This window comes from Hymenobacter sp. HD11105 (assembly GCF_054051685.1).
This window is the reverse complement of record NZ_JBSWBR010000004.1, coordinates 391,105-415,273: the sequence shown is the minus strand read 5'-3', so window position 1 is coordinate 415,273 and position 24,169 is coordinate 391,105. Positions and strand designations below refer to the sequence as shown.

General features: G+C 53.5%; 22 protein-coding genes. 10 read left to right on the top strand and 12 right to left on the bottom strand.

Features of this window, described 5'->3' with window-relative positions; genetic code table 11:
- Positions 1-120: 120 nt before the first annotated feature.
- From ACW9KT_RS14945 to ACW9KT_RS14925, 5 genes are all read left to right on the top strand, one after another.
- The gene (locus ACW9KT_RS14945) at positions 121-723 is read left to right on the top strand and encodes a DUF3667 domain-containing protein (protein ID WP_457081771.1); all 603 of its coding nucleotides are present in this window, start codon (positions 121-123) and stop codon (positions 721-723) included.
- Between the two features lie 139 nt (positions 724-862).
- Complete coding sequence (gene blaOXA / locus ACW9KT_RS14940) at positions 863-1,672, top strand: class D beta-lactamase (RefSeq protein WP_457081769.1); 810 nt, start codon at positions 863-865, stop codon at positions 1,670-1,672.
- A gap of 136 nt (positions 1,673-1,808) precedes the next feature.
- Complete coding sequence (locus ACW9KT_RS14935; RefSeq protein ID WP_457081767.1) at positions 1,809-2,732, top strand: hypothetical protein; 924 nt, start codon at positions 1,809-1,811, stop codon at positions 2,730-2,732.
- Positions 2,733-2,908: 176 nt separating this feature from the next.
- Positions 2,909-3,814 carry a LysR family transcriptional regulator gene (locus tag ACW9KT_RS14930; protein ID WP_457081765.1) on the top strand — a complete coding sequence of 302 codons (906 nt, stop codon included), beginning with the start codon at positions 2,909-2,911 and terminating at the stop codon, positions 3,812-3,814.
- 72 nt (positions 3,815-3,886) lie between these two features.
- The gene (locus ACW9KT_RS14925; protein WP_457081763.1) at positions 3,887-5,086 is read left to right on the top strand and encodes a threonine synthase; all 1,200 of its coding nucleotides are present in this window, start codon (positions 3,887-3,889) and stop codon (positions 5,084-5,086) included.
- 92 nt (positions 5,087-5,178) lie between these two features.
- Here the strand turns inward: ACW9KT_RS14925 and ACW9KT_RS14920 are convergent, their stop codons facing one another.
- On the bottom strand, positions 5,179-6,315 hold the full coding sequence (locus ACW9KT_RS14920; protein WP_457081762.1) for a porin: 1,137 nt from the start codon (positions 6,313-6,315) through the stop codon (positions 5,179-5,181).
- 177 nt (positions 6,316-6,492) lie between these two features.
- Between ACW9KT_RS14920 and ACW9KT_RS14915 the strand changes: the two genes are divergently transcribed.
- Both ACW9KT_RS14915 and ACW9KT_RS14910 read left to right on the top strand, forming a co-directional pair.
- Entirely contained in the window at positions 6,493-7,356 is an 864-nt protein-coding gene (locus ACW9KT_RS14915; protein ID WP_457081760.1) for a M28 family peptidase, read from the top strand.
- A gap of 269 nt (positions 7,357-7,625) precedes the next feature.
- Complete coding sequence (locus ACW9KT_RS14910) at positions 7,626-8,996, top strand: ammonium transporter (protein ID WP_457081758.1); 1,371 nt, start codon at positions 7,626-7,628, stop codon at positions 8,994-8,996.
- Positions 8,997-9,062: 66 nt separating this feature from the next.
- On the opposite strand, the gene ACW9KT_RS14905 is transcribed toward ACW9KT_RS14910, so the two are convergent.
- The 4 genes from ACW9KT_RS14905 to ACW9KT_RS14890 all read right to left on the bottom strand — a co-directional run bounded on the left by ACW9KT_RS14905 (position 9,063) and on the right by ACW9KT_RS14890 (position 13,858).
- Positions 9,063-10,268: a tetratricopeptide repeat protein gene (locus ACW9KT_RS14905; protein WP_457081756.1), complete on the bottom strand. Its 1,206-nt coding sequence runs from the start codon at positions 10,266-10,268 to the stop codon at positions 9,063-9,065.
- A gap of 39 nt (positions 10,269-10,307) precedes the next feature.
- Positions 10,308-11,588, bottom strand: a complete 1,281-nt coding sequence (locus tag ACW9KT_RS14900) for a tetratricopeptide repeat protein (RefSeq protein ID WP_457081754.1) — start codon at positions 11,586-11,588, stop codon at positions 10,308-10,310.
- A gap of 15 nt (positions 11,589-11,603) precedes the next feature.
- Positions 11,604-12,977 (bottom strand): AAA family ATPase, encoded by a 1,374-nt coding sequence (locus ACW9KT_RS14895; protein WP_457081752.1) that lies wholly within the window; start codon positions 12,975-12,977, stop codon positions 11,604-11,606.
- Between the two features lie 116 nt (positions 12,978-13,093).
- The gene (locus tag ACW9KT_RS14890) at positions 13,094-13,858 is read right to left on the bottom strand and encodes a ZIP family metal transporter (protein WP_457081750.1); all 765 of its coding nucleotides are present in this window, start codon (positions 13,856-13,858) and stop codon (positions 13,094-13,096) included.
- A gap of 382 nt (positions 13,859-14,240) precedes the next feature.
- Between ACW9KT_RS14890 and ACW9KT_RS14885 the strand changes: the two genes are divergently transcribed.
- The gene (locus ACW9KT_RS14885; protein ID WP_457081748.1) at positions 14,241-14,843 is read left to right on the top strand and encodes a hypothetical protein; all 603 of its coding nucleotides are present in this window, start codon (positions 14,241-14,243) and stop codon (positions 14,841-14,843) included.
- A gap of 27 nt (positions 14,844-14,870) precedes the next feature.
- On the opposite strand, the gene ACW9KT_RS14880 is transcribed toward ACW9KT_RS14885, so the two are convergent.
- Positions 14,871-15,146, bottom strand: a complete 276-nt coding sequence (locus ACW9KT_RS14880) for a DUF167 domain-containing protein (RefSeq protein WP_457081746.1) — start codon at positions 15,144-15,146, stop codon at positions 14,871-14,873.
- A 174-nt stretch (positions 15,147-15,320) separates the two neighbouring features.
- On the opposite strand from ACW9KT_RS14880, the gene ACW9KT_RS14875 reads away from it, so the two are divergent.
- Positions 15,321-16,742 (top strand): patatin-like phospholipase family protein, encoded by a 1,422-nt coding sequence (locus ACW9KT_RS14875; protein ID WP_457081744.1) that lies wholly within the window; start codon positions 15,321-15,323, stop codon positions 16,740-16,742.
- 664 nt (positions 16,743-17,406) lie between these two features.
- On the opposite strand, the gene ACW9KT_RS14870 is transcribed toward ACW9KT_RS14875, so the two are convergent.
- Genes ACW9KT_RS14870 through ACW9KT_RS14855 form a run of 4 tightly spaced genes read right to left on the bottom strand, consistent with a single transcriptional unit; the run spans position 17,407 to position 22,191 of the window.
- The gene (locus ACW9KT_RS14870; RefSeq protein ID WP_457081742.1) at positions 17,407-19,278 is read right to left on the bottom strand and encodes a hypothetical protein; all 1,872 of its coding nucleotides are present in this window, start codon (positions 19,276-19,278) and stop codon (positions 17,407-17,409) included.
- Positions 19,279-19,308: 30 nt separating this feature from the next.
- Positions 19,309-20,445 carry a dTDP-4-amino-4,6-dideoxygalactose transaminase gene (gene rffA, locus ACW9KT_RS14865; RefSeq protein ID WP_457081740.1) on the bottom strand — a complete coding sequence of 379 codons (1,137 nt, stop codon included), beginning with the start codon at positions 20,443-20,445 and terminating at the stop codon, positions 19,309-19,311.
- A 58-nt stretch (positions 20,446-20,503) separates the two neighbouring features.
- Positions 20,504-21,232 (bottom strand): GNAT family N-acetyltransferase, encoded by a 729-nt coding sequence (locus tag ACW9KT_RS14860; RefSeq protein WP_457081738.1) that lies wholly within the window; start codon positions 21,230-21,232, stop codon positions 20,504-20,506.
- On the bottom strand, positions 21,232-22,191 hold the full coding sequence (locus ACW9KT_RS14855) for a glycosyltransferase family 2 protein (RefSeq protein WP_457082049.1): 960 nt from the start codon (positions 22,189-22,191) through the stop codon (positions 21,232-21,234). The genes ACW9KT_RS14860 and ACW9KT_RS14855 overlap by 1 nt, the downstream gene beginning before the upstream one ends.
- A gap of 463 nt (positions 22,192-22,654) precedes the next feature.
- Between ACW9KT_RS14855 and ACW9KT_RS14850 the strand changes: the two genes are divergently transcribed.
- The gene (locus tag ACW9KT_RS14850; protein WP_457081736.1) at positions 22,655-23,098 is read left to right on the top strand and encodes a hypothetical protein; all 444 of its coding nucleotides are present in this window, start codon (positions 22,655-22,657) and stop codon (positions 23,096-23,098) included.
- Positions 23,099-23,142: 44 nt separating this feature from the next.
- On the opposite strand, the gene ACW9KT_RS14845 is transcribed toward ACW9KT_RS14850, so the two are convergent.
- Positions 23,143-23,343, bottom strand: a complete 201-nt coding sequence (locus ACW9KT_RS14845) for a hypothetical protein (RefSeq protein WP_133273906.1) — start codon at positions 23,341-23,343, stop codon at positions 23,143-23,145.
- Between the two features lie 52 nt (positions 23,344-23,395).
- Entirely contained in the window at positions 23,396-24,154 is a 759-nt protein-coding gene (locus tag ACW9KT_RS14840) for an endonuclease III domain-containing protein (RefSeq protein ID WP_457081734.1), read from the bottom strand.
- Positions 24,155-24,169: the final 15 nt, after the last annotated feature.

Below are 24,169 nucleotides of genomic sequence, written 5' to 3'. Positions count from 1 at the left end.
GCCTACTCACCACCTGTTGCCGCTGCCAACATCTGCCAAAACTGTGGTCATCACGGAACGGGGCGTTTTTGCCAAAATTGTGGACAGAGCTACGCAACACACCGCATTTCCTTACACCATTTGAGCCATGAGGTTTTTCACCTCTTCACCCACCTTGATAAGGGGTTTCTGTACACGCTGAAAGAGTTGGTTCTGCACCCCGGCGCCATGCAGCGGGAGTACTTAGAGGGCCGACGCTATCAGCACCAGAAGCCGTTTTCGATGTTCTTTATAGCTGTTACGGTTACGGCATTAGGTCAATTCCTCATCAAGTCGCTGGTGTTTAAGCTCTACGGTATGAGCGACGACTCGCAGGATTACTTTCGGCATTACTTTGCCCTGATGCAGATGGCTCTGCTGCCGCTCTATGCCTTCATCACGTGGGTATTCTTCCGAAAGTCACGCTACAATTATGCTGAAATAGCAGTTGTGGTGCTCTATAGTATTTCCCTGATCATGTTTGTGGTGTTGATTCTGAACGCGTTGCGCATAGCTTTTCCGGATTTCAATACCAAATATGCCGAGCTGCCTTTCATTGTGGCTTACAACACCCTGACCTACGCTAGACTTTTCCCGAAGACATCCCGTTGGGTTCTTATAGGCAAGAGCCTTCTGATTAACACAGTTTGTTTTGCCCTCTCGCACTACGCCGCTGAGCTGACTGTGTACTTGTTGGAAAAATGATTCTAAGGTGCTTCGCGCCTCAGGATGACAACGGGAATGAGAAATGTGTAGGGTGAGATGGGGCTACTGCTACGTCTGGCACCTAGCTGTAAGCGAGTAAAGAGCTAAACTTGCCCACTCCAAACTTCTCTTGCTCCTGATGCGTCTGCCGTTTCTCTCGCTGCTCTTGATTCTGAGTTCCTTCATTGCTTCAGCCCAACGTATTACTGAGCGCGACCTTCAGAAGTACTTCGATGAATACAACCTGCAAGGCTCTTTTCTGCTGCTTGATGCCGACGCCAAGCAATACACAGCTTATAATCTAAAGCGCTGCCGCCAAGGCTTTTTGCCGGCTTCTACCTTCAAGATTCCCAACACGCTTATCGGTCTGGAAACCGGCGCTGTGCGCGACACCAGCGAAATATTCCGCTGGGACGGCGTGACTAGAACCATCTCGGCAGCCTGGAATCAGGATATGACCTTGGCCACGGCCCTGCGCGTGTCGTGCGTGCCGTGCTACCAGCAGCTAGCCCGCCGCATCGGAGTCCCGAGCTACAACCAATGGCTGCCGAAGCTACAGTACGGGCGTATGGTCGTGACGCCAACTACGGTGGATATGTTTTGGCTGGAAGGACCCTCGCGTATCACCCAGTTTGAGGAAATAGACTTTCTGCAACGCTTGGAGCGCAACCAGTTGCCAGTGGCGCGGCAGCATCAGGAAACGGTGAAGGCGCTGCTGGTGCTGGGCCGGGGGGCAGATTGGACTCTACGCGGCAAAACCGGTTGGACTTCCAGCAAAGACTACAACAATGGTTGGTTTGTGGGCTGGCTTGAACAAAACGGTAAGCCGTATTTCTTTGCTTTGAACGTAGAGCCCAAGAACAACGGGCCAGCTACCGAAGCCTTCATCAAAGGTCGCCGCGCCCTGACGGAAAAGCTGTTGCGTGAGGAGTTTAAGTTGATGCAGTAAAGGTGGAGCCTCGTTGACTTGATTTCTTGGCCGTGCAGCACAAGGAGCACGTACACTTTTTACGCAGTTTGTAGCTGGCAAGCTTATGTACTTTTCTTCTCTTTCCCGGGCGTTAACTAGCTGTTTGCTGTTAGCTGTGCTACTGTCGTCCTGCGCAGGCACGCGCCAAACCGGGCAGTCGTTGCGCGTAGAGTTCGGTTACTGCGACCCGCCTGTAGAAGCAGTCGATGACGCGACTTTTTTGCCTTTAGCCGACATTCGCCCACTGCTGCGCGACAGCGTGCTGACCAAGCGTTTTTCGCAACGAAGCCTGCTGCTGGCTAATGCGGCCGGCGTGCTGCCGCAGCTAAAGGAACTGGTGCACATGGAGCAGGCTACCCTCGCCGGCAACGCCCGTAGCGAACGGTACCAGGCCCAGCAACAGCGCATTCTTACTCGTCTATTGCTGCTCTCAACCACTATTGCCAGCGTAGCCGCCGAACTGGACTGCGAAGGCGAACGGGCCGACCAAGCCGCCAGCTACCTCACCCAGCGTGCCAACCGGTACGAGCAGCGCCTAACGGTGCTTTCTATTGCCGTCGGGGCGGCTTCGGGGGTGGCTACTACGGTGTTAGAAAGCCGCACCGGGCAGTACGTGTTCGGCATCGGTGGTGGGTTGATTACGGCGGCCTTAGGTGTGCTCACCCTGACGTCAAACCCAACAGTGCAGTTTATGCATCCGCGTAATCTCCTCACCAATATTTGGCAAGAAACCCCGCAGTCGGCTACCTATCCGCCGAGCGTGTGGTACGTGCTCACGGAGCCGGCTTTCACCAACCAGGCGCAGTCGTCGTTGGCGCATAATGCCCGCCGCCGGTGGGAAAACTACGGCCAGCTGGAGCGCCCCGATTCGCGCGAGGGCCGCGAGCAGCAAGAGCTACTTTTTGGTGGAGGTGGCCACTACGACGCCGATGCTCTGCGCCTGCGCGCCGATATGCTCAACGAATTGCAGGCTTCGGTACGGCTCATCAACCAAGACCTGCGCGGCTTACTCCAGGATTTGACACCTCCCGGGCTGTAGGGGAGTAGCCTGACCGCAATCTTTCTGTTTCTAAGGCCACCACAGTAGATAGTATTTGGAGCGTTTAAGCGTTTAGGGCTACGATGGGAACAATTGCGGCCAGACTTTAGATAATTGAAAGCCTGCTCACGTACCTAAAACTTCCATATTTGCCCCCAGCCACTCGCAAACGTCTTATGCTTTCCCACAAGCACGAAATCTTCCTGGAAGTGGCCCGCTTGCTCAGCTTTACCAAAGCCAGCCAGACCTTGTTCATCAGCCAATCAGCTATCAGCAAGCAAATAAAGGCGCTGGAGGAATACTACAAAACGGGCTTGTTTGAGCGCTTGGGCAACAGCGTGGTACTGACGCCGGGGGGCAAACTGCTGTACAAAAAGCTGCTGGTAGCCAAGCAGCTACAGCACGAGCTGCACCAGGAGTTTGTGAAAATCAGCGAAGACTTTTCGCCCCGTATTCAGATGATGATTGGGGCCAGTACCACCATTTCGCTCTACGTTTTGCCCCCCGTACTCTCGGCCTATCTGGAGCAGAACCCCAATACTCAGCTCACGCTCAAAAACCGCAACAGCGAGAATATTCTGAAGGCGCTGCTGGAGCACGAGATTGATTTAGGCGTGATTGAGGGTATCAATAAAGTCAGCAACGTCACCTACACACCTTTTCTCACCGATGAGGTAATAGCAGTGTGCTCGGCCAAGAATCCCCTGAAGCAGCAACAGCTTAAGTCGCAGGACTTACACAGCATTCCGTTGGCCCTACGCGAGTCGGGCTCGGGTACGCTGGCGGTATTGGAAGAGGCGTTGGCTCAAAAGCAGATTAAGCTGAGTGAGCTGCCGGTAAAAGTGCGGCTGGGAGGTACGGAGGCCTTGAAAAACTTCGTGCGGGTAGATACTTGCTTGGCCTTTCTGCCGCGGCAGGCGGTAGTAAAAGAACTGATTTCTGGTGAACTGGTGCAAGTGCAGATTCCAGATTTGACTATGGTGCGCCACTTCAACTTTATTCAGCGCAAAGGCACCGAGAATAATTTGCCCTACAAAAACTTCGTACAGTTTACGAAGCGCTATTATTCCAAAACGGAATAGTCTATTCCAAATTGCTATTTTGTTTTCGCATAGCAACTGAACTACTTGCCGAGGTATTACCACTCATACAAGATGTCAGTTAGCACCGAAATCACCACCCATCTGCAGGGACTAGAATGCTCAGCCTGCGGCACTCCGCATTCTGCATTCAAGCTCCAGAAAGTATCGACGTGCTGTGCTATGCCCTTGGTTGCGACCTACGATTTGCGGCAGCCCGTGCCCAAAAGTAGCATTGACCTGGCTGATGGCAGTATGTGGCGCTACCAAGCCTTGCTTCCCCTGCTCGATATAGCTAATAAAGTGACGCTGGGCGAAGGCTTCACGCCTATGCTCAACCTATCCGCGCTGGCTAATCGGTACGGGCTGCGGTCCTTGGTGCTGAAAGATGAAGGCCAGAATCCTACGGGCTCCTTTAAAGCGCGGGGCCTGAGCATGGCCATTTCCAAAGCATTGGAGCTTGGCGTAAGCGGCTGCATTATCCCCACGGCCGGCAACGCGGGCGTAGCCATGGCCGCCTACTGCGCCAAAGCTGGTTTAAAAGCCGTAGTGGCCATGCCTCGCCATACGCCCAACGCTTTTAAAGAAGAGTGTTACTGGTACGGCGCCGAAGTGCAGCTAATCGATGGCCTTATTAATGACTGCGCCGCCTGGGTACGCGAAAAAAACGCCAACGGTGAGCTGCTCGACGTATCAACCCTAAAAGAGCCCTACCGCCTGGAAGGCAAGAAAACCATGGGCTACGAAATTGCCGAGCAGCTTAATTGGCAATTGCCCGATGTAATTCTGTACCCAGCCGGCGGTGGCACCGGCCTTATTGGCATCTGGAAGGCCCTACACGAAATGCAAGCGGCCGGCTGGTTGCCGCTGGGGGGCAAATTGCCGCGCATGGTGGCTGTGCAGGCCGAAAACTGCTGCCCTCTGCTAGAAACCTACCTAGGCCGTCAGCCCAATGCCCACAACTACATGGGCAAACCTACTATTGCCAACGGCCTAGCTGTGCCGCGCCCCTTAGGCGAGCCGATGATGCTGCGCGTGCTGCAAGAATCGAATGGTACGGTGGTTAGTATCTCTGACGAAGAGATGATAGAAGGGATGCGTGAGCTAAGCCGCCACGAAGGCCTATTCGTGGCGCCCGAAGGCGGTGCCGTGTGGATGGCCGCCCGGCAACTTCTAAAATCGGGCTGGTTGCAGCCAGATGAGCAACTGCTACTGCTCAATACCGGCTCGGGACAGAAGTACATGGATAACGTGGCTGGCCGGTTTAGTGAGTAAGAAGCTGGTTTCAACTGAACAACACCTTTTTGCTCCGTCAAAAGCCGCCCAAACTTCTATTCTGGATTAGAATAACTTACCCGCCGCGACCTTCAAAATGAGATAGCAATGCTGCTGGTCAGGTTGCCGTAGCTGTCCGACGTGTTAGCTGCTTTCTGCTGAAAGATGGTGTTGCGGGCCCTCATCACGCGGCCTTCTACCCGAACGAGTACATTGTTGGAAGGGGCATAATCGAGGTTGAGCGAAGCAGCCCGGACTCGAAAATCAGCATCAGTTACCACAGGCGATAGGGATTGAATAAGCACGCCCCGGTCGGCGGTATAATACTCGCCCCGGAGTGTGGTAGCCCACTTTTCCACCAGCTGATAGCGCACAAAAGCCGCGCCGGTATGCCAAGTATCAACCTTAGCGCCGCGCCGCTCATTTTCCTGCTTGCCCACATCAAATACCAAGGCTACCGACAGTCGGTCGGTGGCGGAGTAGCTCACGTAGAAATCGTGGAAGTAGCGCCGGCGACGCACCGAGTCTTGGGGCTGCTCGTTGCCGTAGAACGTGCTGCTGTTGATGACCCATTTGCTGGTAGGTTTCCACTGAATTTGGGTGCCTATGGCCTTGGCTGAATTGTTCTCGCGGATATTTTGCCAGCCATTCAGCAAGAGGGCAGTTAGGGTCAGCGCATCAGCTACATCGTAGGTAAAACGCCCCCCAGCTTCATAGTAAGGCGAATTTTCGGCCATTAAAGAACGGGTAAGCGTCCAGTTATCTTTACTCAGAGCCGACTCGAAGCCAATGTGGGAGCTGAAAATTCCTAGATCCAGCCACGCTTTCCTGAACGGCCGAAAGCCGGCGTAGGCCTCGAAGATGTGCTTGAACACCTGATCTTCGGCGGCGTAGTTGGCCGATACGTAAGAGCCAGCATGCAGGCCAATGGCGCCGCGCACCTGCCCGTTGTCGTAGCGTAACCCCACCAGGCCCTGGTTCACGGTAAACTCATTTTGGCGATTATGCGAGTATAGGAAATTAGGCCGGTTGTGAGTGGCCGCGTGTTTGAAATCATAGCCATAGTAGCCATCCACGAAGCCGTAGAAAGTGAGCGGGGCAACTTCGGCCTCAGTCGAACTCACTTTCGGTAGTAGCGCCAGGGTAGAGTCGGCCGCAGGCATAGTTTGCCCCGATACGGCCATGGAGAACAGCAGACCCAGGGCAACAAGCAAAATAGCTTTGTTCATAAAACAGGAAGCGCTGCCAAGGTCTTGTAGAGAAAGGGGAGAGGCCTGACGCTTACCTCAACTACGAGATAACATAGTAGAACCGATAAGAAAGTGTAGCTGGGGGCAAAATAGCTTACGGCTGACCTTCGCTCTGCGGTGGTTAAGCGTACAATGTGTACCCATCCACCCACCGCTATGCCCGCCAACCAAGCCCGCCTCTACGCCGATGTCGAGTTCTTGACGTCCATTCAGCCCGCCCGCAACTACCACAACCTAGCTTCTTTGAATAAAGCTGCCGACTATATTAAGGCGGAGTTTGCCAAGCTCAGCAGTGCCCGCGTAGCCGAGCAGCCCTTCCGTGCCGAGGGCCGCCCTTACCGCAATATCATCGCCTCATTTGGCCCGCCCGAAGCCGAGCGCATTATTATAGGTGCCCACTACGACGTGTGCGGCGACCAGCCCGGCGCCGACGACAACGCCAGCGCCGTGGCCGGCTTGCTCGAGACTGCACGCCTGCTCCACGAGCAACGTCCCTCCCTGTTTCGCCGCATCGATTTTGTAGCCTACCCCAACGAGGAGCCCCCCTATTTTGCCACCGACCACATGGGCAGCGCCGTGCACGCCCGCGCCATACACGAGCAAAAAGTGCGCGTGCGGGCCATGATTTGCTACGAAATGATTGGCTACTTCTCCGATGCGCCCGGCTCCCAACGCTTCCCTGATGAGCGCTTGGCCAAACTGTACCCGCACACCGGCAATTTCATTATCGTAGTGGGCAAAACGGGTCAGGAAGAAATAGTCCAGCAAATGCAAACTCTCATGCGCAAGCACACCACCCTAGATGTGCAGCGCATCAATTTGCCCCCCAGCCTCGGTTTGGCCGGCCTTTCCGATCATCGCAACTACTGGAACCACGGCTACCAAGCTGTCATGATCAACGACACGTCCTTTCTGCGCAACCCGAACTACCACCAACCCACCGATACCATCGACACGCTGGATTTCAAACGCATGGCGGAAGTAGTAAATGGTGTATGGGGGGCAATTCTTGAATTGTAGAAAGCCAGCGAATAAAGGCGAATTCCAAAGTACCTCAAAAAGCTGCCGCAAGTCTACTAGTTCAAGTAGGCTAGCGGCAGCTTTTTGAGGTATTTCACCAAATGAGTGTTTAAGCAAAGACGCCATAAATTTTAGGGGCATATATCAAAATATGTATTACAATTAGGTAAAATGACTTATTAAGTTAGGGTGCTATTTGCAAAAATGTAGTACCACAAAGTATATTGCTATTGAAAATTAAGGTTGGCTATTTTAAAAGAGTGCGTTGCATGGCTTCATTATCTACTTCTCGTCCCACCTATAGTTCAGTTGCCCTAGTGGGTTTGTTGATACTAAGTGGGCTGGCCGCTTTTAATCCTGTAAATCACCCTAGCGCTGCTCCGGGCAGCCTACAAGCCGCCGACGTAGCCTGGATGCTCACGGCCACGGCGTTCGTCCTAATTATGACACCTGGCTTATCGTTCTTCTACGGCGGTATGGTGCGGCCCAAAAACGTGATTTCCACCATGCTCCAGAGCTTCGTAGCACTGGGCGTAATTTCGTTGGTGTGGTATTTTGTGGGCTTCTCGCTGGCCTATGGCACCAGCTGGCACGGCTTCATCGGCAGCCCGCTTACGTATGCCTTGCTGCGCGACGTAGGCACGGCTCCGCACCCAATTTTGTCGCCGGGTATTCCGTTTGTGCTGTTTTTTGCCTTTCAGCTTAAGTTCGCCATTATCACTCCTGCCCTTATCACGGGCTCCTTCGCTGAGCGCGTGCGTTTTAAGGGTTATCTGGCGTTCATGGTGCTGTTTTGCTTGTTCATTTACTGCCCCCTAGCGCACTGGACCTGGCACCCCGAAGGCTTTCTGCGGCAGTGGGGAGTGCTGGATTTTGCCGGCGGTACAGTGGTGCACATCTCGGCGGGAATTGCTGCCTTGGCCGGAGCTATGGTGCTGGGCCGCCGCACCGACCATGTGCGCAACACTTCGTTTTCGACGCCCAATGTGCCTTATGTGCTGCTGGGCACGGGCCTGTTGTGGTTTGGCTGGTTTGGCTTTAACGCGGGCTCCGCACTAGGGGCCAATGAGCTGGCGGCAATTTCCTTCGTGAATACCAACTTGGCTTCTGCGGCCGCTCTCATTGCCTGGCTGCTGATCGAAGTAGTGCGGGGCACTAAACCTACAGCCGTGGGTGCCTGCACCGGCGCGGTAGTGGGCTTGGTCGCCATTACGCCCGCCGCGGGCTATGTGCAGTACGGCCAAAGCATTCTGATTGGCGTAGTGGCCGCTTTGGTTAGCCACGCCGCCGTGCATTGGCAGAACAGCCGCACCACCATCGACGATACCCTCGATGTGTTTCCCTGCCACGGGCTGGGGGGCATTGTGGGCATGCTGCTGACCGGCGTATTTGCTGATAAAGTGGGCTTGGTGCACGGCACTGCTACCGTGTTTGGCTATCACGTGTTGGGCTTGCTGATTGTAGTCGTGTATTCGTTTATGGGCTCCTGGTTGTTGCTTAAGCTAACGGCCAAGCTTTTCGGCTTGCGCGTAAAGCCCGCCGAAGAGCAACTCGGCCTCGACCTCAGCCAGCATGAGGAATCTACTTACCGCATTGATGAGCAGTTTGAGCAAACCTACCGGCGGGAGTTGGTAAAGTAAGGTTCGAGGTGGCACCACGACCCTGGAGTCGTAGTGCCACGGTGGGTTAGTTCTGTGCTTGAGGCGCTACCGCAAAGCGTGGGTCCAGATATACGCCAGCCATCCCACGAAAAACAGGCCCAAGGCGGCGGTATCGTAGCCTTCTTTGATGCCCGCAGCGTGCAGACCCACCGCCACCAAACCCACCACGGCCAGGCCAGCGCCAAACCATAGGGAGCGACGCCGGGCCTTGGGCTCGGTAAGCCGGGCCGTACCCACCAGCGGAAACAACAAACCCAGCAGCACCATGCCCAGCAAAGTAAGGGTGACCTGAGTAGCAATATAACCGGCCAACAGCACCAAAATGCCCCCCAGCAGCAACCCGCCAAAATAGTTGGAGTCGCGCACTTGCTTTGAACTAAGGGCGTGGCGGCCGTAACTGTTCAGGCGCAGCAGGGTATTAAACAACGGGTCAGCAAACCAGCTCATAAACACCAATAGCAAGTAGAACGGCAGCAGCATCGGCACAAAGCGGGCCAGCAGATACAACCCAATAAACAACCCCCGCCGCGCCCCATCCCCCAATGATGACGACCAATTAGCAAACTGCAAAAAGCCCCGATACAGCCAATGCCGAGCTTTTAGAGCTTCAACCAAGCCCTCACGAGCATACGCAGACGTTGGCGACAGGCGCAAGGCTTCCCGAAAATGCTCCAGGGCCGGCCGGGGCCGGTTGGTTTCAAGGGCTACCCAGCCCAGGTCGGCGTGGGTGCCGGCGTCGGTTGGGTCGTGGCGTAGGGCTTGGTCGAAGTCGTCGACGGCCTCGTGTGCCCGGCCCAGGCGCGTGAGGCTGCGGGCGCGCAGATTCAGGCAGTCAACGTGCTCGGGGTCGTAGCAAAGGCCGGTTTCGGTGGCTTTGAGCGCGGCCTGCCACTGCCCCCGGTTAAAGCGAATCACGCCCAGGGTATGATAGTAGTTGGGATCTTCCGGGTCGAGGGCAAGGGCCTGTTCGATGGCCGCCAATCCCTGCTCGGGCCGGTGTTGGCGTAAATGAGCAAGGCTTAACAGGTAGTGAGCAAAATCATATTCGGGAGCCAAATGGATAGCCAACTCAGCCGCCGCCTGTCCTGCCGCCAGTTTGCCTTGCTCCAGCAGGCACATACCTAGCCAGGCATGGGCCAGCGCGTCGCTGGGGTCGTTGTGCAAGTGACGGCGCAACTCCTGCTCCGCCTGTGGAGCCCGGCCCTGACGAATTAAAAGCAAGATGCGCTCGGGCCAGTTGGCTTGTTGCATGAAAATAAAACCGGAGAGAGGAGGGTAAGAAAGGAAGGACTACTGCAGTGCGTGAGTCAATGACTTTTGACGCAGGGTGCGAAAGCGCCAGTAAAGCAACAGGACATTTCCCAGCAATAAAGTAAATGCCTCCCACGGTCCGAACGTGGGCCAGAAAACTGCTGTAATGCTGCCGCTTAAGTATGCTACAGTCAGTAGTACCCACCCAAGCGGTGATTTTTCCGGCGCCGGCATGGCTGCGGTTTCCTTTAAAACTTGGCCCATAGCCATTATCAGCGTAGTCAGCCCGCCGGTTAATACCGGACCCAACGAGTTTTTGGGCAAGCCCAACCAGAGAATTCCCCAGATCAGAATGGGCAGTAAAGCAAGTATCAGCAGCTGCACGGAAGCCACAGCGCCATATCGGTACAGCGTTTCCTGTAAGTACGAGCGGGTTCCCGCTGGGCGGCTGCGCAATTGCCGAATCTTAGGGTGCAACCGCCAGTACACCGCTTCGAAGCCAACAAACAATAGCAGAGGAATGCAGAAAAGAGAAATGGGACCTACGACAAGCAGCACAAGTCCAAAGGCGCCCAATTTCCCAAATGGCGACTTCTCCGAAATGAATGTGCCGTAATAATCAATGCGGTACATCAGGCGGCCCGGTAGAAACTGATAACGAAGAGCTTGGGTGAGGCCTTTATGAGACTCCGCGTCGTCGGGAGCCAAGTGCAGGGCCGTTTCGTAGTGAGCCTGTGCTGCTGCGAATTGCCTTTGTCGTGCCGCCTCCTGACCTAATGCTCGATGCGCAAAAGGCAGCTGTGGCCGTGCTTGCACCAGCCGTTGTAGCGACAAGTTTAGTGGCGCCCATAGTTCCTGCGTTTGCAAAGACTTGACTAGCTGTACAAGACACTGAACATGCGTGGGGTCATTCGTCAAGCCAGCCTCCGCGACTACCTGCGCCTCAACTACCCGTTCTAAGCCGTTAAGAATCAAGGCAAGCGTACCTAAGTACTTGCTATTGATTGGACTCAGCTCTAAAGCATGCCGGATGGTAGATTCAGCCGCTGTTAGTTGGCCAGCGTAAAGCTGCGCTAAACTAAGTAGATAGTATCCTTCACCTTCCGATGGATTGAGGGAAATAGCTGTCTTAGCGACATTAGCGGCTTCCGCTAGCCTATTTTGACGTAGCAGCGCCAGCGCCAGCAACACATGTGCAAATGCATCGCGTGGGTGCTGGGCCAAGTGGCGGCGTATTAGCTGCTCGGCTTGCTCGGGCCGGCGCACGGCCAGCAGGTGCTGCACCGCCTCCTGCCATTGATCATTCTGTACTTGCTGCATACAAGCGCCCGAAGGCTAGGCCGATGGCTTTTTGATGCCTAGATACACAAGAATATCATCGTACACGCCGCCTTCATTGGAGTACAGCGCGTAGTTTTTGGCCGTGGCAAACCACTCTTTAGTGCTGGCCCGCACCTGCTTTATGGCGCCCAGCAGATCATTCTGCTCGATGGGCAGGGGCCTGCACTGGCGCATAGATTCGCGCAGGCGGGTTTCAATAGCAACGTCTACCACTGCGCGCAAGTCGGCGCCGGAGAGGCCGGCGGTTTTGGCGGCGATGGGGGGCAAATTTAGGTTGGCAGCTAGCGGCTTATCGCGCAGCAAAATCTCCAGAATGGCTGCGCGGGCGGCCTCGTCGGGGGGCGTCACGAGCACGATACGGTCGAAGCGGCCAGGGCGACGGAAAGCGGAATCGAGGTGCCAAGGGGCATTGGTGGCGGCCATGATAAGCACACCGTCGTTGGCGCTGGTTGCCCCGTCCAGCTCGGCCAGAAATTGGTTGATAACGGTGCGGCCTGCACTCTGGCGCAGGTCGTGGCGGTTGGCGGCCAGGGCATCTACCTCATCAAAAAACAGTACGCAGGGCGCCTGCAAGCGGGCTAACTCGAAGATCTGGTGTAGATTCTTCTCGCTGTTGCCCAGCCACATATCCAGAATGTCGTTGATGCCCACGTTGATGAACGACGCCTGTACCTCGCCGGCCGTGGCGCGGGCCAGATGAGTTTTGCCACAGCCGGGCGGGCCGTAGAGTAGCAGGCCGCCGCCGGTAGCTTTGCCGTAGGCCTTGTATAGGTCGGGAAACTGGAGCGGGTGAATGATTTTGAGGCGGATTTCTTCTTTTACGGCCTCCATGCCGCCCACATCGGCAAACTTGATTTTGGGTTTCTCGAGGCCGGCGAACAGGGCCTGCTCATCCACGGCGAAACCAGGGCTGGGGGGCATTTCCAGGGCCGGGCCGCCGTGAGAGGGGGCCCGCTGGCGCTCCTGGAGCTGGGTCGCTAACTCGGCATCATCTAGAGTAGGATTGAAGCGTAGCGCCGTGGCGTAGGCTTCGCGGGCTGGGGTCAGCTGGCCGGTTTGGAGTAGCAGCCGGGCGTGCAATAAATGCCCCCTGGCGTGCTCGGGCTGGGCATTCAAGAGTTCTTCTACCACTACAAAAGCGGCAGAAGTCTTCTGCAAGCCCGCATAAGTGGCCGCTAGTCCCAGTTGTAAATCGGCGTCGGTGGGGGCTTGGCGCAGGCCGGCGCGGTAGAGGTCTTCGGCCTCGGCAAGGCGGCCCGTTTGGCTGAGTAGGACCGCTATGTGCTTGCGCAGAGGCAGGTTATCGGGGGAGAAAGCCAAGGCTTCCAGCAGGGGTTGAATAGCAGCTGGATCGGGGAGGGCAGACATAACGGATAGGGTAGTGATAAAAGCAGGGCGAGAAGCGGCAAGCTACACCATACCGAGATGCGGACGACCAGCGCGAAGCCAGAAAACCTGATACCACGGCGAGATGAGTGGGTAGCTTACTCCACCATTTTGCTCAGAAAAAATGAAGCCAGAAAGCCCAACACGGTAATCAGGCCCGTGAAATTGTGGGTTACCTCGAAGGCTTCCGGAATCATAGTATCGGCTAGCATGGCCAGGATGGCGCCGGCTGCCACGGCCGTAGTGGCGGACACTATCTGGGGCGAAAACTGGCTGAACACCGAGTAGCCCACCAGCGCCGCCACGCCCGAAATAAACGCGATGCCACCCCAGAGCAGTAGTACGTAGCGCGCGGAGCGACCCGCTTTTTTCATTCCCGCAGCACTCGACAAACCTTCGGGCAGATTAGACAGGAAAATCGCCACTACGGCCACCGTACTCACGGCTCCGCCTGCCAGTAGGCTCAAGCCAATCACGATACTTTCAGGAATGCCGTCCAGAAGGGCGCCTACGGCTAAGGCCATGCTGTTATCGGCTCCGTCTTGGCCTTCTGCTTGCACGGCTTTGCGCTCGGCGTGCTGCTGATGCCCGGAGCGCTTGCGGTGTTTGGCTCCGTAGCGGGCCAGCAGCCAGTTGGCTACAGTATACACCACCGCTCCGCCCACAAAACCAATCGCTGTGGAGTTGAAGCCACCTTTCTGGAAAGCATCCTCCATCAGCTCCAGCGAAAGCGTTGAGATGAGCACTCCACTTCCAAAGGCCATAATGGCCGCAATCAGGCGCTGGGGTACGCTGGCGTAATAGCCGATGGCTGCCCCTAGCAACAGTGCCGAGCCCGACACTAAGCCCCAAAAGCCAGCCATTGCACAAGTTGGGAAGGTCATTGAGAGAGGAGGGAAAAGATGAAGTAGCTCTAGCCTCAATAGCGGTGTCAACGCTGCAGGCACTCTACGCATAGCAGCCGAAGGAAGGTGTCTTAAGTCAATTTATAAATTGAAAAATTATAAACGTCTATTGACATAGTTATAGCGAAAACTTACATTTAGGTATAACTATATAAACAAAAGAGGCTTCAGTTGGCTGTGCTGCAACAGCCCTGACTAGGCCCAACGTCCCTGGTCTTCGATATTTCGAAGGACTCTTCTGCTTAAGAAACCGATAGTGGTTTCTTTGAAACACTACTGAATCGCTCCTGGGGGCATTTTTTTAGTAGCCGCATACTGCGGCCTCATAGCGGGCGAACGTATGAAGTTCAACCACGACACGCTATTCCATTTGTATCGGCAGGCTGGGCCGGGCCGCCGGCGCTTTACCCAGCGCCAGGTAGATGGCATCGAGAAGCTGCTGCACTACATAGAACACGACCCCGGCCTGACGGATGTGCGCTGGGTGGCTTACCTGCTGGCTACCGTCCGCCACGAGTGTGCCGACTGCTGGCAGCCCATTGTGGAGCGCGGCGAGCCAGCGTATTTTCTGCGCTACGAGCCTGGCACCCGTGTGGGCCAAGTGCTGGGCAATCATCGGCATGGCGACGGCGCCCGCTATAAAGGCCGCGGGTACGTGCAGCTTACGGGCCGGGCCAACTACCGGCAGTTTGGCTTGCGTCTGAGTTTGGGCCTTGAAGAGGATCCTGATTTGGCCCTTGACCCCACCATAAGCTACCGAATTGCTTCGCTGGGTATGCGGCAGGGGTTGTTTACGGGCAAAGCCTTAAGCCACTATCTGTACGGCACCGTGACCGATTATCGCAACGCCCGCCGCATAATCAACCACCTAGATTGCGCTGACCGCATTGCCCATTATGCTACGCGCATGGAAGAAGGCTTGCGCCAAGCCCAAGTGAGTTAGCTCCCCAACGGTATGCGGGCAAGGATTTTAGGCCCAATACCGCGCCAGCACAAGCTGGCATGCTTCCGCGCTCAGACCATCGAGTCTGATTTTTTTGAACGGTGCTGTATGGCCCGCCAGAATCGTAACGCTGGATTTGCTTAGTCCGAACACTTCCGCCAGATATAACACTAGCTCTGCGTTCGCTTGTCCGGCGTGCGCGTGCGCTTTCAGACGCACCGTCAGCCCTCCATCGGCCGCTACTATTAGCTGATTAACGCGGCTATTAGGCTTGGCTTTGAGGTGAAGAACCGTGAAAGACATATCTGCTGAGCGCCATGAAGAGTGCACGAAGATAAAGACTACCGCCACCGACCTACGCCACTAAGGCTACCCGCACCGCTACCTAACACCGCTCCACTACCGCGCTATACCTATTGCCACTGCCCCTAGGGGGCATTTCGACTTATCCATCTTCTAGTTTACCCATGCACTTGTATGAAAAAGCCCCAACCCTCATCGCGTAACCTGAGCCCCAGTTATTTCACCGCTGACCGGGAAGTAACCTCGTCCCTGCGGGAGCTCGAAACCTTTATTATAGACAACCCTGGGTGGTCTATCTCGGATATTACCGACCAGCAGGGCCACCAATACGTGGACCTGGTGATGGAGGGCGGCGGCATGCTGGGCATTGCGCTGGTTGGCTACGTGTACGCCTTGGAGAAAGTAGGCATCCGGTTTCTGCGCCTGGGAGGCACATCGGCGGGCTCTATCAATGCCTTGCTGATGGCCGCTGCCGGGCCGCGCCACGAGGCCAGCACTGACTGGATTATCACCCAACTCGCCAACAAGAATTTCTACGACTTCGTGGATGGCGATAAAGACGCCAAACGCTTCATTGCCGACCTGCTCGATCGGGCGAAATCCCGCAAAGGCCCCGGGGCCTGGCTGCGCAACCGCGTGGACTTAGCTCAGATAGGCGTGAGCGGCCTGCAGGTAATTGATAACCTGCGCGATCATAAGGGCCTCAACCCCGGCGACCATTTTATGAACTGGCTAGCGGGGCTGCTAGATGAAAAAAAGGTTTCTAGCATTGCGGCACTGAAAGCGCTGCGGCGCAGATTGCCCCCCGGCGGCCTGTGGCGGCGCAATGAGCAAGGCGGGCAAAGTATTTCCTACACCTCGCCTTCCTTGGAGCGGATAGCCATTGTGGCCGCCGATGTGAATACCCAAACCAAGGCCATCTTTCCGGAAATGGCAGAACTGTATTGGCGCGATGCCGACCAGACTCACCCCGCCAACTTGGTGCGGGCGTCCATGTCCATTCCTTTCTTCTTCGAGCCCTTTGAGGTCAAGAACATCCCCGGCTCTGATCCAGCCCAAACACCGCCCGCGGACTTGGCTCGCTACCAAAAAGCCTGGCAGGACCTGGGGTACACGGGCCCCATTCCGGAGGAGGTCTTGTTTATTGATGGCGGCATCCTGTCTAACTTTCCCATCAATCTATTTCATAACGCCCACACCATGCCGGAGGCGCCTACGTTTGGCGTCAAATTGGGGCTGGATCGGAACGAGGCGCAGTCAACAAAGTCGTTGTTACAGCTGCTGGGGGCCATTTTTGATACGGCGCGCACCCAGTACGACTTCGACTTCATCCAGCAAAACGCCGATTACAAACACCTCGTGCACTGCCTCGACGTGAAAGGGCACAACTGGCTGGACTTCGATATGAAGCCCGAGGAGATGCTGGCTTTGTTTCGGTTGGGTGTACGCGGGGCCTCCGCATTTCTACAAGGCTTCCAATGGGATGACTACAAAGAGCTGCGGCGCAAAAAGCTGGAAGTGGTGGAGCAATCGGAAAAAATGGAACACAAGCACCACCCAAGCGGCCATCATATCTTGACCCCCGTTACCGTCTGATGCTTACAACTCGCCCGCCTAAGGCAGCGAGCAACATTGCCGTCTTAGGCGGGCGAGTTGTAAGCTGGAGAGTGGCTAGTTTTCATTGACGAGCTATAAATCTTCATACAGGTTAGCCTAGGCGAGTATATGTCCGACATTGCAAATTAGCAGGGTCACCAATACATAGACTCAGTATTGAAAGGCGGTAGTATACTGTGTATCACTTTGGTGAGCTACGTGTAAGCGCTAGTAGAGAAAGCCAATATCCGCCTTTTGCGCCCGCCGACGTGCTCGCAGGCCAGTACCAACTGAATTTTCAACAACTTGATAACAGAAGCTTCCGCGATTTCGTGGATGGGGATAAGTAGGTTAAGCGCTTCGTTGCTGACCTACTTGACCGAGCTGAAAGGCGCACGAGCACCGGATAGGGTACCCGGTGCCTAGCCAAATTAGGCGTAAGCGGCCTTAGCGTTGTTGATAATATATAAGATATAAGATAAAATAAACGAAATATATATCTTTTTGGTATCGCTCGTGTGCAGACAAGAATTGGTGCGCATTGGCAGTTGCTACCCTATGCCTGAGGGCAGACGGTTCATTTAGCTTTTTGACCAACTTTTAAACCAAGGCCAACTGTTTCACTTTAAGGTATGAGGTATGACAAGCGCCCGATCTATCAACTTTACAGTGGCTCTGTTGTTTGAGAAGAGGTTACTATATGCAGTGGTAATGGTGCATAGACGCTGAACGTACAATTGTCTGGCGACCAGTTGATAGTACAGGTGTTGGTAAGTGTGCCTACTAAGCGATAGTGTTGCGGAAAATTTATTCCCCTGGCTCGAAGCTGTTCTTCAGTGCCTTCGTCTAATGATCTATTTGTAATTATATACGCCTTACTAATTGGTAATTGTGTTATATCAAGTGCATGAAAAGTACGAACATCGCGATTAGAAAAGTACCATTGCATGCCAGGTGAAATGCCACCACTCACATATACTAATCCTGGCAAATCGTAAAAGCCCAAAATAGGGTCGCCTGGCCGAAAACCGCCTTTGGCTAACAGGTATGTGAGTTGGTTAAAAAAGGTAGCCGTTGCCGAGTCAACTAGCAAGGCTGTCTTTAATCCGGCTGTCTGTAACGGTACTACTTGCTTGCTCATTGGCTGCCTCAATGCGTATGGCGTGAGGAGCGTACCCCATACTACTTGTTCAGCACACCACACAGCCGGTAGTAGTAGCAGGCTGCTATTAACCCACATTGGCAGGCGATATGAGTGCAAGCCTGTAAGCAGTAATAGCACCGCAAACCAAGGACCTGCGTCGATAAGCAAATTGACTCTTAAATCGTTGCCAGTCCCTGCTGAGGCTAAGAAAGGTAACGCAAATAACCAACAGCCTACGGGTAATAGTTGAGAAGGTGCTTTTGCTTGAGATGTTCCTGCTGGAATGGTAGGCAATACAAGTAGCACTCCCGCTGCCAGCACTAGCGAGCTCAATAATAGTGGTAAACTTTGATGATCATTCCCTGAACCCGTAAGGTACCAATGGCGCCGAATAGCTTGCCAACCTGTGTATAGCCCAGCCAGTACTAACAATGAAATTAGTATAGACCAGCGCCGGACAGCTAATGGCGATTGCCGCGGCCACCACCAGGCTAATGCTATCAACAAGAATAGTGTTGGCCCCATTGGATAAAGCATAAAGCGTATGGTTAGCCTTGCTGCTTTCAGGTAAGAAGGTAATAAGTCTTTTATACCATAGCCGCCGCTAGTTTGTATAACAGACATTTCCTGCGTGAGATTGTGATACCAGACTAACGGCGGCTGTACCCTCACAAAATAAAAGGCTAATCCGGCAGCTATACCTAGCCCTAACATGAGCAGCGCCTTCCCTATTACTCTTACCCCCTGCTGCTGCCAACACCAGATTAGCAGCAGCAGCTCACTGCCAAGAATTAAGAAAGATGTTGACAGCTTCACAAATACATCTAGGCCCGTAGCGATGCCAACAATTACCAGCCATATACTGCCACTCGGTCCCCTGCTTAATGTCTGTAGCATAGCAGCCCCTCCTAGCAACAGCAGAAAGCTATTTAAATTATTATAGGATAATGTACGTGGAAATATAGAGAACACTAGTAAACTGCCTATTGTCACGTAGCAGACAGTAATTACCAATGGTCTACTGCTATCAGGTGCGACAGTGCGTTGCCAACGAGCGAAGCTCCAGGCAAACACTATAGCTCCGAGCACATTAAAAAGTAAGCCCAACCAACGATATGTGATTACAGAGCAATCCACAAGACCCAAGCCTCTCGCAATCAGCAGGTGAAAAGCCGAAAAGCTAGCTTCGTATTCGCCTGGATATCTATATCCTAGCAAATAAAAGGACTCATCAAATACATCAAATCCACGAGGTAAACTCCACCCTATTATCGTGACAGTAAGTACTGCACACCCCAGCAATATGACCGTTTCGAGCCAATTAAGCAACTGAAAAGGTTTTTGTAAAGCTGGGGTAGTTTGCTCATCCAAACTGCGCAGAGTCTTTAACATTTTATATGATTATTCAGAGAAGTAAATTTTTTAATACGTTCGATAGAAATCAGTTACCGCCTCAATTACTCGCTGCTGCAGTTCAGGATGTAACTCATAGTAAAGTGGTAGACGTACTAAACAATCAGTGTAGTGGTCGGCCCAAGGTAGAGACCTTCCATCATGTTTCTCGTGATAAAATGGACTCTTATGCAGAGACAAATAATGAAATACGGATAGAATTTGTCGCTTGCGCAGATAATCAATCAAAGCTGAACGCTCATCTAAGTTCCGGCATACTAAATAGAACATATGACCATTATTGGTAGCATATTTTGGAATAACTGGTAGACCAATACCCAGCGGTGCTAGGTAGGAAAACGCTTCGTGATACTGGTGCCAAATCTCCTTGCGTCGTTTCTGTATATCAGATATATTTTCTATCTGAGCCCACAGGAAAGCAGCGATTATATCGGATGGTAGAAAGCTCGATCCCACATCTACCCATCCGTATTTATCAACCTCTCCTCTAAAAAATGATGACCGATTCGTTCCTTTCTCCCGGATAATCTCAGCTCTTTGCGCGTAGCGCGCATCGTTGATAACTAACATTCCTCCTTCACCAGCTATAATGTTTTTGGTCTCGTGGAAGGAGAAAGCAGCTAGTTTTCCAAGTGAACCAAGAGGTTGCCCTTTGTAGAAACTATCGATAGCTTGAGCTGCATCTTCCACTACTGACAGCCCATACTGTTCTGCTACAGCTTGGATATTATCCATGTCGCAGGCAATGCCTGCATAATGTACAGGTACGATAGCGCGGGTACGAGGTGTGATGAGACTAGTTAGTGAATCGGCGTCGAGGTTAGGATTAAGAGCTGTACTGTCGGCGAACACGATCTTAGCACCCCGTAATACAAATGCATTAGGAGTACTAACAAAGGTGTAAGATGGTACAATAACCTCATCATTAGGCTGCAAGTCTAAAAGAATAGCCGCCATTTCCAGCGCATCAGTACAACTGGTAGTCAACAAAGCTTTGTTGAAACCCAGTTGTTGCTCAAAATATTGATGGCATCGCTTGGTAAAGATTCCATCACCGGAAATTTTGCCTGAACGTACGGCTTCTTCAATGTATCGCGTTTCGGGACCCGATAGGTAAGGCTTGTTAAAAGGAATAGTAGCTAACATGAAATGTTTCTGAAGCCTAGAGATACTCTTTAGACGAATCGATGAATTAAATTACTACTTATGAAAGCCAAAGATGGTAGATGTGTTCGATGTGTACCGGTACAAAACCGCACTTGGTGTAAAAGGCACAGGCAGGCACGTTGTCGCCCTGCGTTACTACCTGTAGTTCGGCGTAGCCTTGACTAATGGCCCAGGCGTGGGCAGCGGCAATCAACTGCTGCCCAATACGCTGACCCCGAGCGATTGCGTCTACGGCTAATAGCCCAATGTCAGCCCGTTGATTCTTTTCACCTAAAGTTAACAATCCCAGCTCCTGAAGCTCGGCATTGCGCCATACAAGAACTTGTCGAGCTATGGTACCGGCCAGTGAGTTACGCAACCATTGGCTGTAGAGACGCTGAAACACCGCAACCTCGAAGCGAGGGTCGAGCCGGAAGCGGGAGTACTCGCCGCTCTGCCAAGCCAATAACTCAAGTTGTGGCGTATAAGCAGTAGCGGATCGGATATAAGGTGCTGAAGTCGTCTCGTCGGGCATTCGCGCTTGTATGGCAAATGTTGTTTTACGGTCGGCTAGCCAGCCCCCTTGTTGCTGCAAAGCCGCGTTAAGACTAGCCGTAGTAGGGTCAGCGATACCATATAGCAATTTAATTCCCGCTTCCCTAGCAGTCCCAACGGCCGCCGCCACTTCCGTAGGCGTTAGGTTGGCAGTATTCAGGCGGGCCACCGCGTAACCCAGAAAATCGCTGTCCCAAGTCAACGGATGAATGGCGCTGGGCACTTTACTCATTAGGCGCAGTGTTCAGGAGTCACGTCGGTACGACTATCGACCACATAAATGGGGCGTTGCTTAACCTGTTCAAACGTTTTGCCAATATAAATCCCTATCATTCCCAATACAGATAATATGAGACCCGCGAAGAACCAGATTGAAATAATAAGACTGGCATAACCTGGCTCCCATATATACCCCAGCCAATAACGTATTAGAGTAATAATTACTAGTAAAAAAGCACTGGTTGAGATTAAGACTCCTAACTTAACAGTCAGCCGTAGCGGTTTATCAGAGTAAGCCAGAATAATATCGAAGGCTAAGTTAAGCAGACCGCTCAGGTTGTAGCTGCTCGTGCCTTCTGGACGCTCGGCATGGGTTACAGCCAATCCGCCTGCTCGAAAACCTACCCAACGTACCATGGTAGGAAAATATCGAATACTCTCGCGCATGGCTAGCACCGCCGTTATTACCTTGTAGTGGTAGATACCAAAGTTGGCAATAGCTGGGTCCTGCTTTGTATTAGTTAGATACGAAAGCGTTTGGTAAAACCAACGTGAACCAGCTCGTTTTAACCAAGAATCTTGACGTACTTCACGCCGGGCAAATACCAAGTCATATTCTTCAGCTTTTGCGTATTGGTACAGTTTAGGAATTTCTTCCGGTTGGTCTTGTAAATCGCAGTCCATCACCACTATCCATTCACCTCGTGCCTGCTCAAGACCAGCTGTAATGGCTTTATGTTGCCCAAAATTACGTGATAAACGTACTCCTCGCACCCGAGTGTCGCGCGTAGCATGTACTGCGATGCGTTGCCAAGAATTATCTGGGCCGCGGTCATCTACCAGAATTATCTCATAACATGATGTGATAGTTTCTAAGCTAAGCTGAAGACGAGACACTAACTCGTCAAGTAGGTTTTCAGCTCTATAAACGGGACTAACAATAGAGATTAGAACTCCTGTTGTACTGGGCATCATATTGTTTTGCCAAACTGCAAACCTATTCAGAATGAATTTCGATTCAATTTACAATGGCCATTTTCTGTTTGGTATCGCAAGGTAGCTAATCAAAGCGATGTTTACCTGATTTGGAATACTAGGTGCCAATCGGAAGTAGTAAAGGGAAATGTATTTTCACTGTCTGACAATTTAGGAAGAAGACCTAGCAATAGTGGATTCACGAACAGTGTATTTAAACTAAAATCGAGCGCCGGATGCAAAAGCGAGTTAACACCATAAACGTGACAGTTGGTGTCAACTCGCTTTTGCATGAGCTTTGCCTTCGTAGGCAAATTGTAGTGTGGGCAGCAAAGTAGCTAGCTTGCTATGTTTTACCTAAGCGCGGCGCCTCGAAAGTGGCTGGTAACGCACATAGCGCAACAGCGGTATGCGATAGTGAGCAGGCTGCGAGAGGTGCTGCTAGCGGCAACCCCAGCGCGTGAACCTCAGCTCGGCGCGGTTTGGCACGTGCTACAACGCTCACACCATGCCGGAGGCGCCCACGTTTGGCGTCAAATTGGGGCTGGATCGGAACGAGGCGCAGTCAACAAAGTCGTTGTTACAGCTGCTGGGGGCCATTTTTGATACGGCGCGCACCCAGTACGACTTCGACTTCATCCAGCAAAACGCCGATTACAAACACCTCGTGCACTGCCTCGACGTGAAAGGGCACAACTGGCTGGACTTCGATATGAAGCCCGAGGAGATGCTGGCTTTGTTTCGGTTGGGTGTACGCGGGGCCTCCGCATTTCTACAAGGCTTCCAATGGGATGACTACAAAGAGCTGCGGCGCAAAAAGCTGGAAGTGGTGGAGCAATCGGAAAAAATGGAGCACAAGCACCACCCAAGCGGCCATCATATCTTGACCCCCGTTACCGTCTGATGCTTACAACTCGCCCGCCTAAGGCAGCGAGCAACAAAGCCGTCTTAGGCGGGCGAGTTGTAAGCATCGTACACGTTCCAGGCCCAAATGAGGAAAGGCACAATCAACGTCCAGGCCAGTAAAAACCCCACTACGCCCCCCAGCGCCCAGATAAGAAAGGCCTTGAGAATTTGACCTTTAATGAGCTGTCCTAAGCCCGGAATGAAAAACGAAAATATGGCAGGTACTCCGTAGGTCGGTTTCATAGCAGAAAGGAGAGTAGCAAGAGTTGAATGTCTAACGTAAGATACTAACTGCTTACGTATCGGCCTTTACAGCGGTGGCCGCACTGACCCGGCCCAACCGCACCTGCCCAAACGGGCACTGGTCTAGCACAACGCAGCGCTGGCAGGCGGGCGAGGTGAAGTAGCAGCATTTCTGCCCATGAAACATCAGAGCTTCGTGGTGGTCGTATACCTGCTGCGCCGACCAGTCGGGGGGCAAAAGGGCGGATAGCAGGGCGTGCGCTGCCTCTGTACCTACCTTTGGGCCAATAAGATCCAACCGCTGCGCCACCCGGTGATGGTGGCTATCGACGGGCATAGCGGGCAGGCGTAAGGTGCTAAAAAGCAACGTGGCAGCGCTAGTCTTGGGCCCCACGCCCGGAATAGATTCCAGCCAGGCCCGCGCTTCGGTTACCGGCACCTCGGCCAAAAACTCCAGGTCGCAGGGTCCGTCGCAGCGCGTGCTCACCTCTCGCAGAACAGCCTGAATGCGGGGGGCTTTTTGCTCGGGCCAAGTGCATGGGCTGATTGCCGCTTCCACTTCCTTGGTGGGCGCGTCGCGCACCTCTTCCCAGCTCGGAAACCGCGCCCGTAGCTGCTGGTAAGCCTTATGCGATTCCTGATTGCGGGTGCGGTGCGAAAGCAAAGCGCTGATCAGCTCGCTGAGCGGATCTTTGGAGCTGAAAAACGAAAACGGCGCCCCATACTCGGCACATAGGCGCTCGTGTACCAGCAACGCTTTAGCCTGACGCTCGGTGTGTTCGGGGGGCAAATTGGGTGTAAGGGTTTCCACAATAGCCGCCTACGC

What these genes read in the sequence shown, in the direction of transcription:
- ACW9KT_RS14885 (WP_457081748.1), top strand. Translation starts at nt 14,241, where the DNA reads ATGAAGTTCAACCACGACACGCTATTCCATTTGTATCGGCAGGCTGGG.
- ACW9KT_RS14895 (WP_457081752.1), bottom strand. Translation starts at nt 12,977, where the DNA reads ATGTCTGCCCTCCCCGATCCAGCTGCTATTCAACCCCTGCTGGAAGCC.
- ACW9KT_RS14875 (WP_457081744.1), top strand. Translation starts at nt 15,321, where the DNA reads ATGAAAAAGCCCCAACCCTCATCGCGTAACCTGAGCCCCAGTTATTTC.
- blaOXA (WP_457081769.1), top strand. Translation starts at nt 863, where the DNA reads ATGCGTCTGCCGTTTCTCTCGCTGCTCTTGATTCTGAGTTCCTTCATT.
- ACW9KT_RS14915 (WP_457081760.1), top strand. Translation starts at nt 6,493, where the DNA reads ATGCCCGCCAACCAAGCCCGCCTCTACGCCGATGTCGAGTTCTTGACG.
- ACW9KT_RS14870 (WP_457081742.1), bottom strand. Translation starts at nt 19,278, where the DNA reads ATGTTAAAGACTCTGCGCAGTTTGGATGAGCAAACTACCCCAGCTTTA.
- ACW9KT_RS14845 (WP_133273906.1), bottom strand. Translation starts at nt 23,343, where the DNA reads ATGAAACCGACCTACGGAGTACCTGCCATATTTTCGTTTTTCATTCCG.
- ACW9KT_RS14900 (WP_457081754.1), bottom strand. Translation starts at nt 11,588, where the DNA reads ATGCAGCAAGTACAGAATGATCAATGGCAGGAGGCGGTGCAGCACCTG.
- ACW9KT_RS14860 (WP_457081738.1), bottom strand. Translation starts at nt 21,232, where the DNA reads ATGAGTAAAGTGCCCAGCGCCATTCATCCGTTGACTTGGGACAGCGAT.
- rffA (WP_457081740.1), bottom strand. Translation starts at nt 20,445, where the DNA reads ATGTTAGCTACTATTCCTTTTAACAAGCCTTACCTATCGGGTCCCGAA.
- ACW9KT_RS14930 (WP_457081765.1), top strand. Translation starts at nt 2,909, where the DNA reads ATGCTTTCCCACAAGCACGAAATCTTCCTGGAAGTGGCCCGCTTGCTC.
- ACW9KT_RS14920 (WP_457081762.1), bottom strand. Translation starts at nt 6,315, where the DNA reads ATGAACAAAGCTATTTTGCTTGTTGCCCTGGGTCTGCTGTTCTCCATG.
- ACW9KT_RS14925 (WP_457081763.1), top strand. Translation starts at nt 3,887, where the DNA reads ATGTCAGTTAGCACCGAAATCACCACCCATCTGCAGGGACTAGAATGC.
- ACW9KT_RS14880 (WP_457081746.1), bottom strand. Translation starts at nt 15,146, where the DNA reads ATGTCTTTCACGGTTCTTCACCTCAAAGCCAAGCCTAATAGCCGCGTT.
- ACW9KT_RS14890 (WP_457081750.1), bottom strand. Translation starts at nt 13,858, where the DNA reads ATGGCTGGCTTTTGGGGCTTAGTGTCGGGCTCGGCACTGTTGCTAGGG.
- ACW9KT_RS14905 (WP_457081756.1), bottom strand. Translation starts at nt 10,268, where the DNA reads ATGCAACAAGCCAACTGGCCCGAGCGCATCTTGCTTTTAATTCGTCAG.
- ACW9KT_RS14910 (WP_457081758.1), top strand. Translation starts at nt 7,626, where the DNA reads ATGGCTTCATTATCTACTTCTCGTCCCACCTATAGTTCAGTTGCCCTA.
- ACW9KT_RS14855 (WP_457082049.1), bottom strand. Translation starts at nt 22,191, where the DNA reads ATGCCCAGTACAACAGGAGTTCTAATCTCTATTGTTAGTCCCGTTTAT.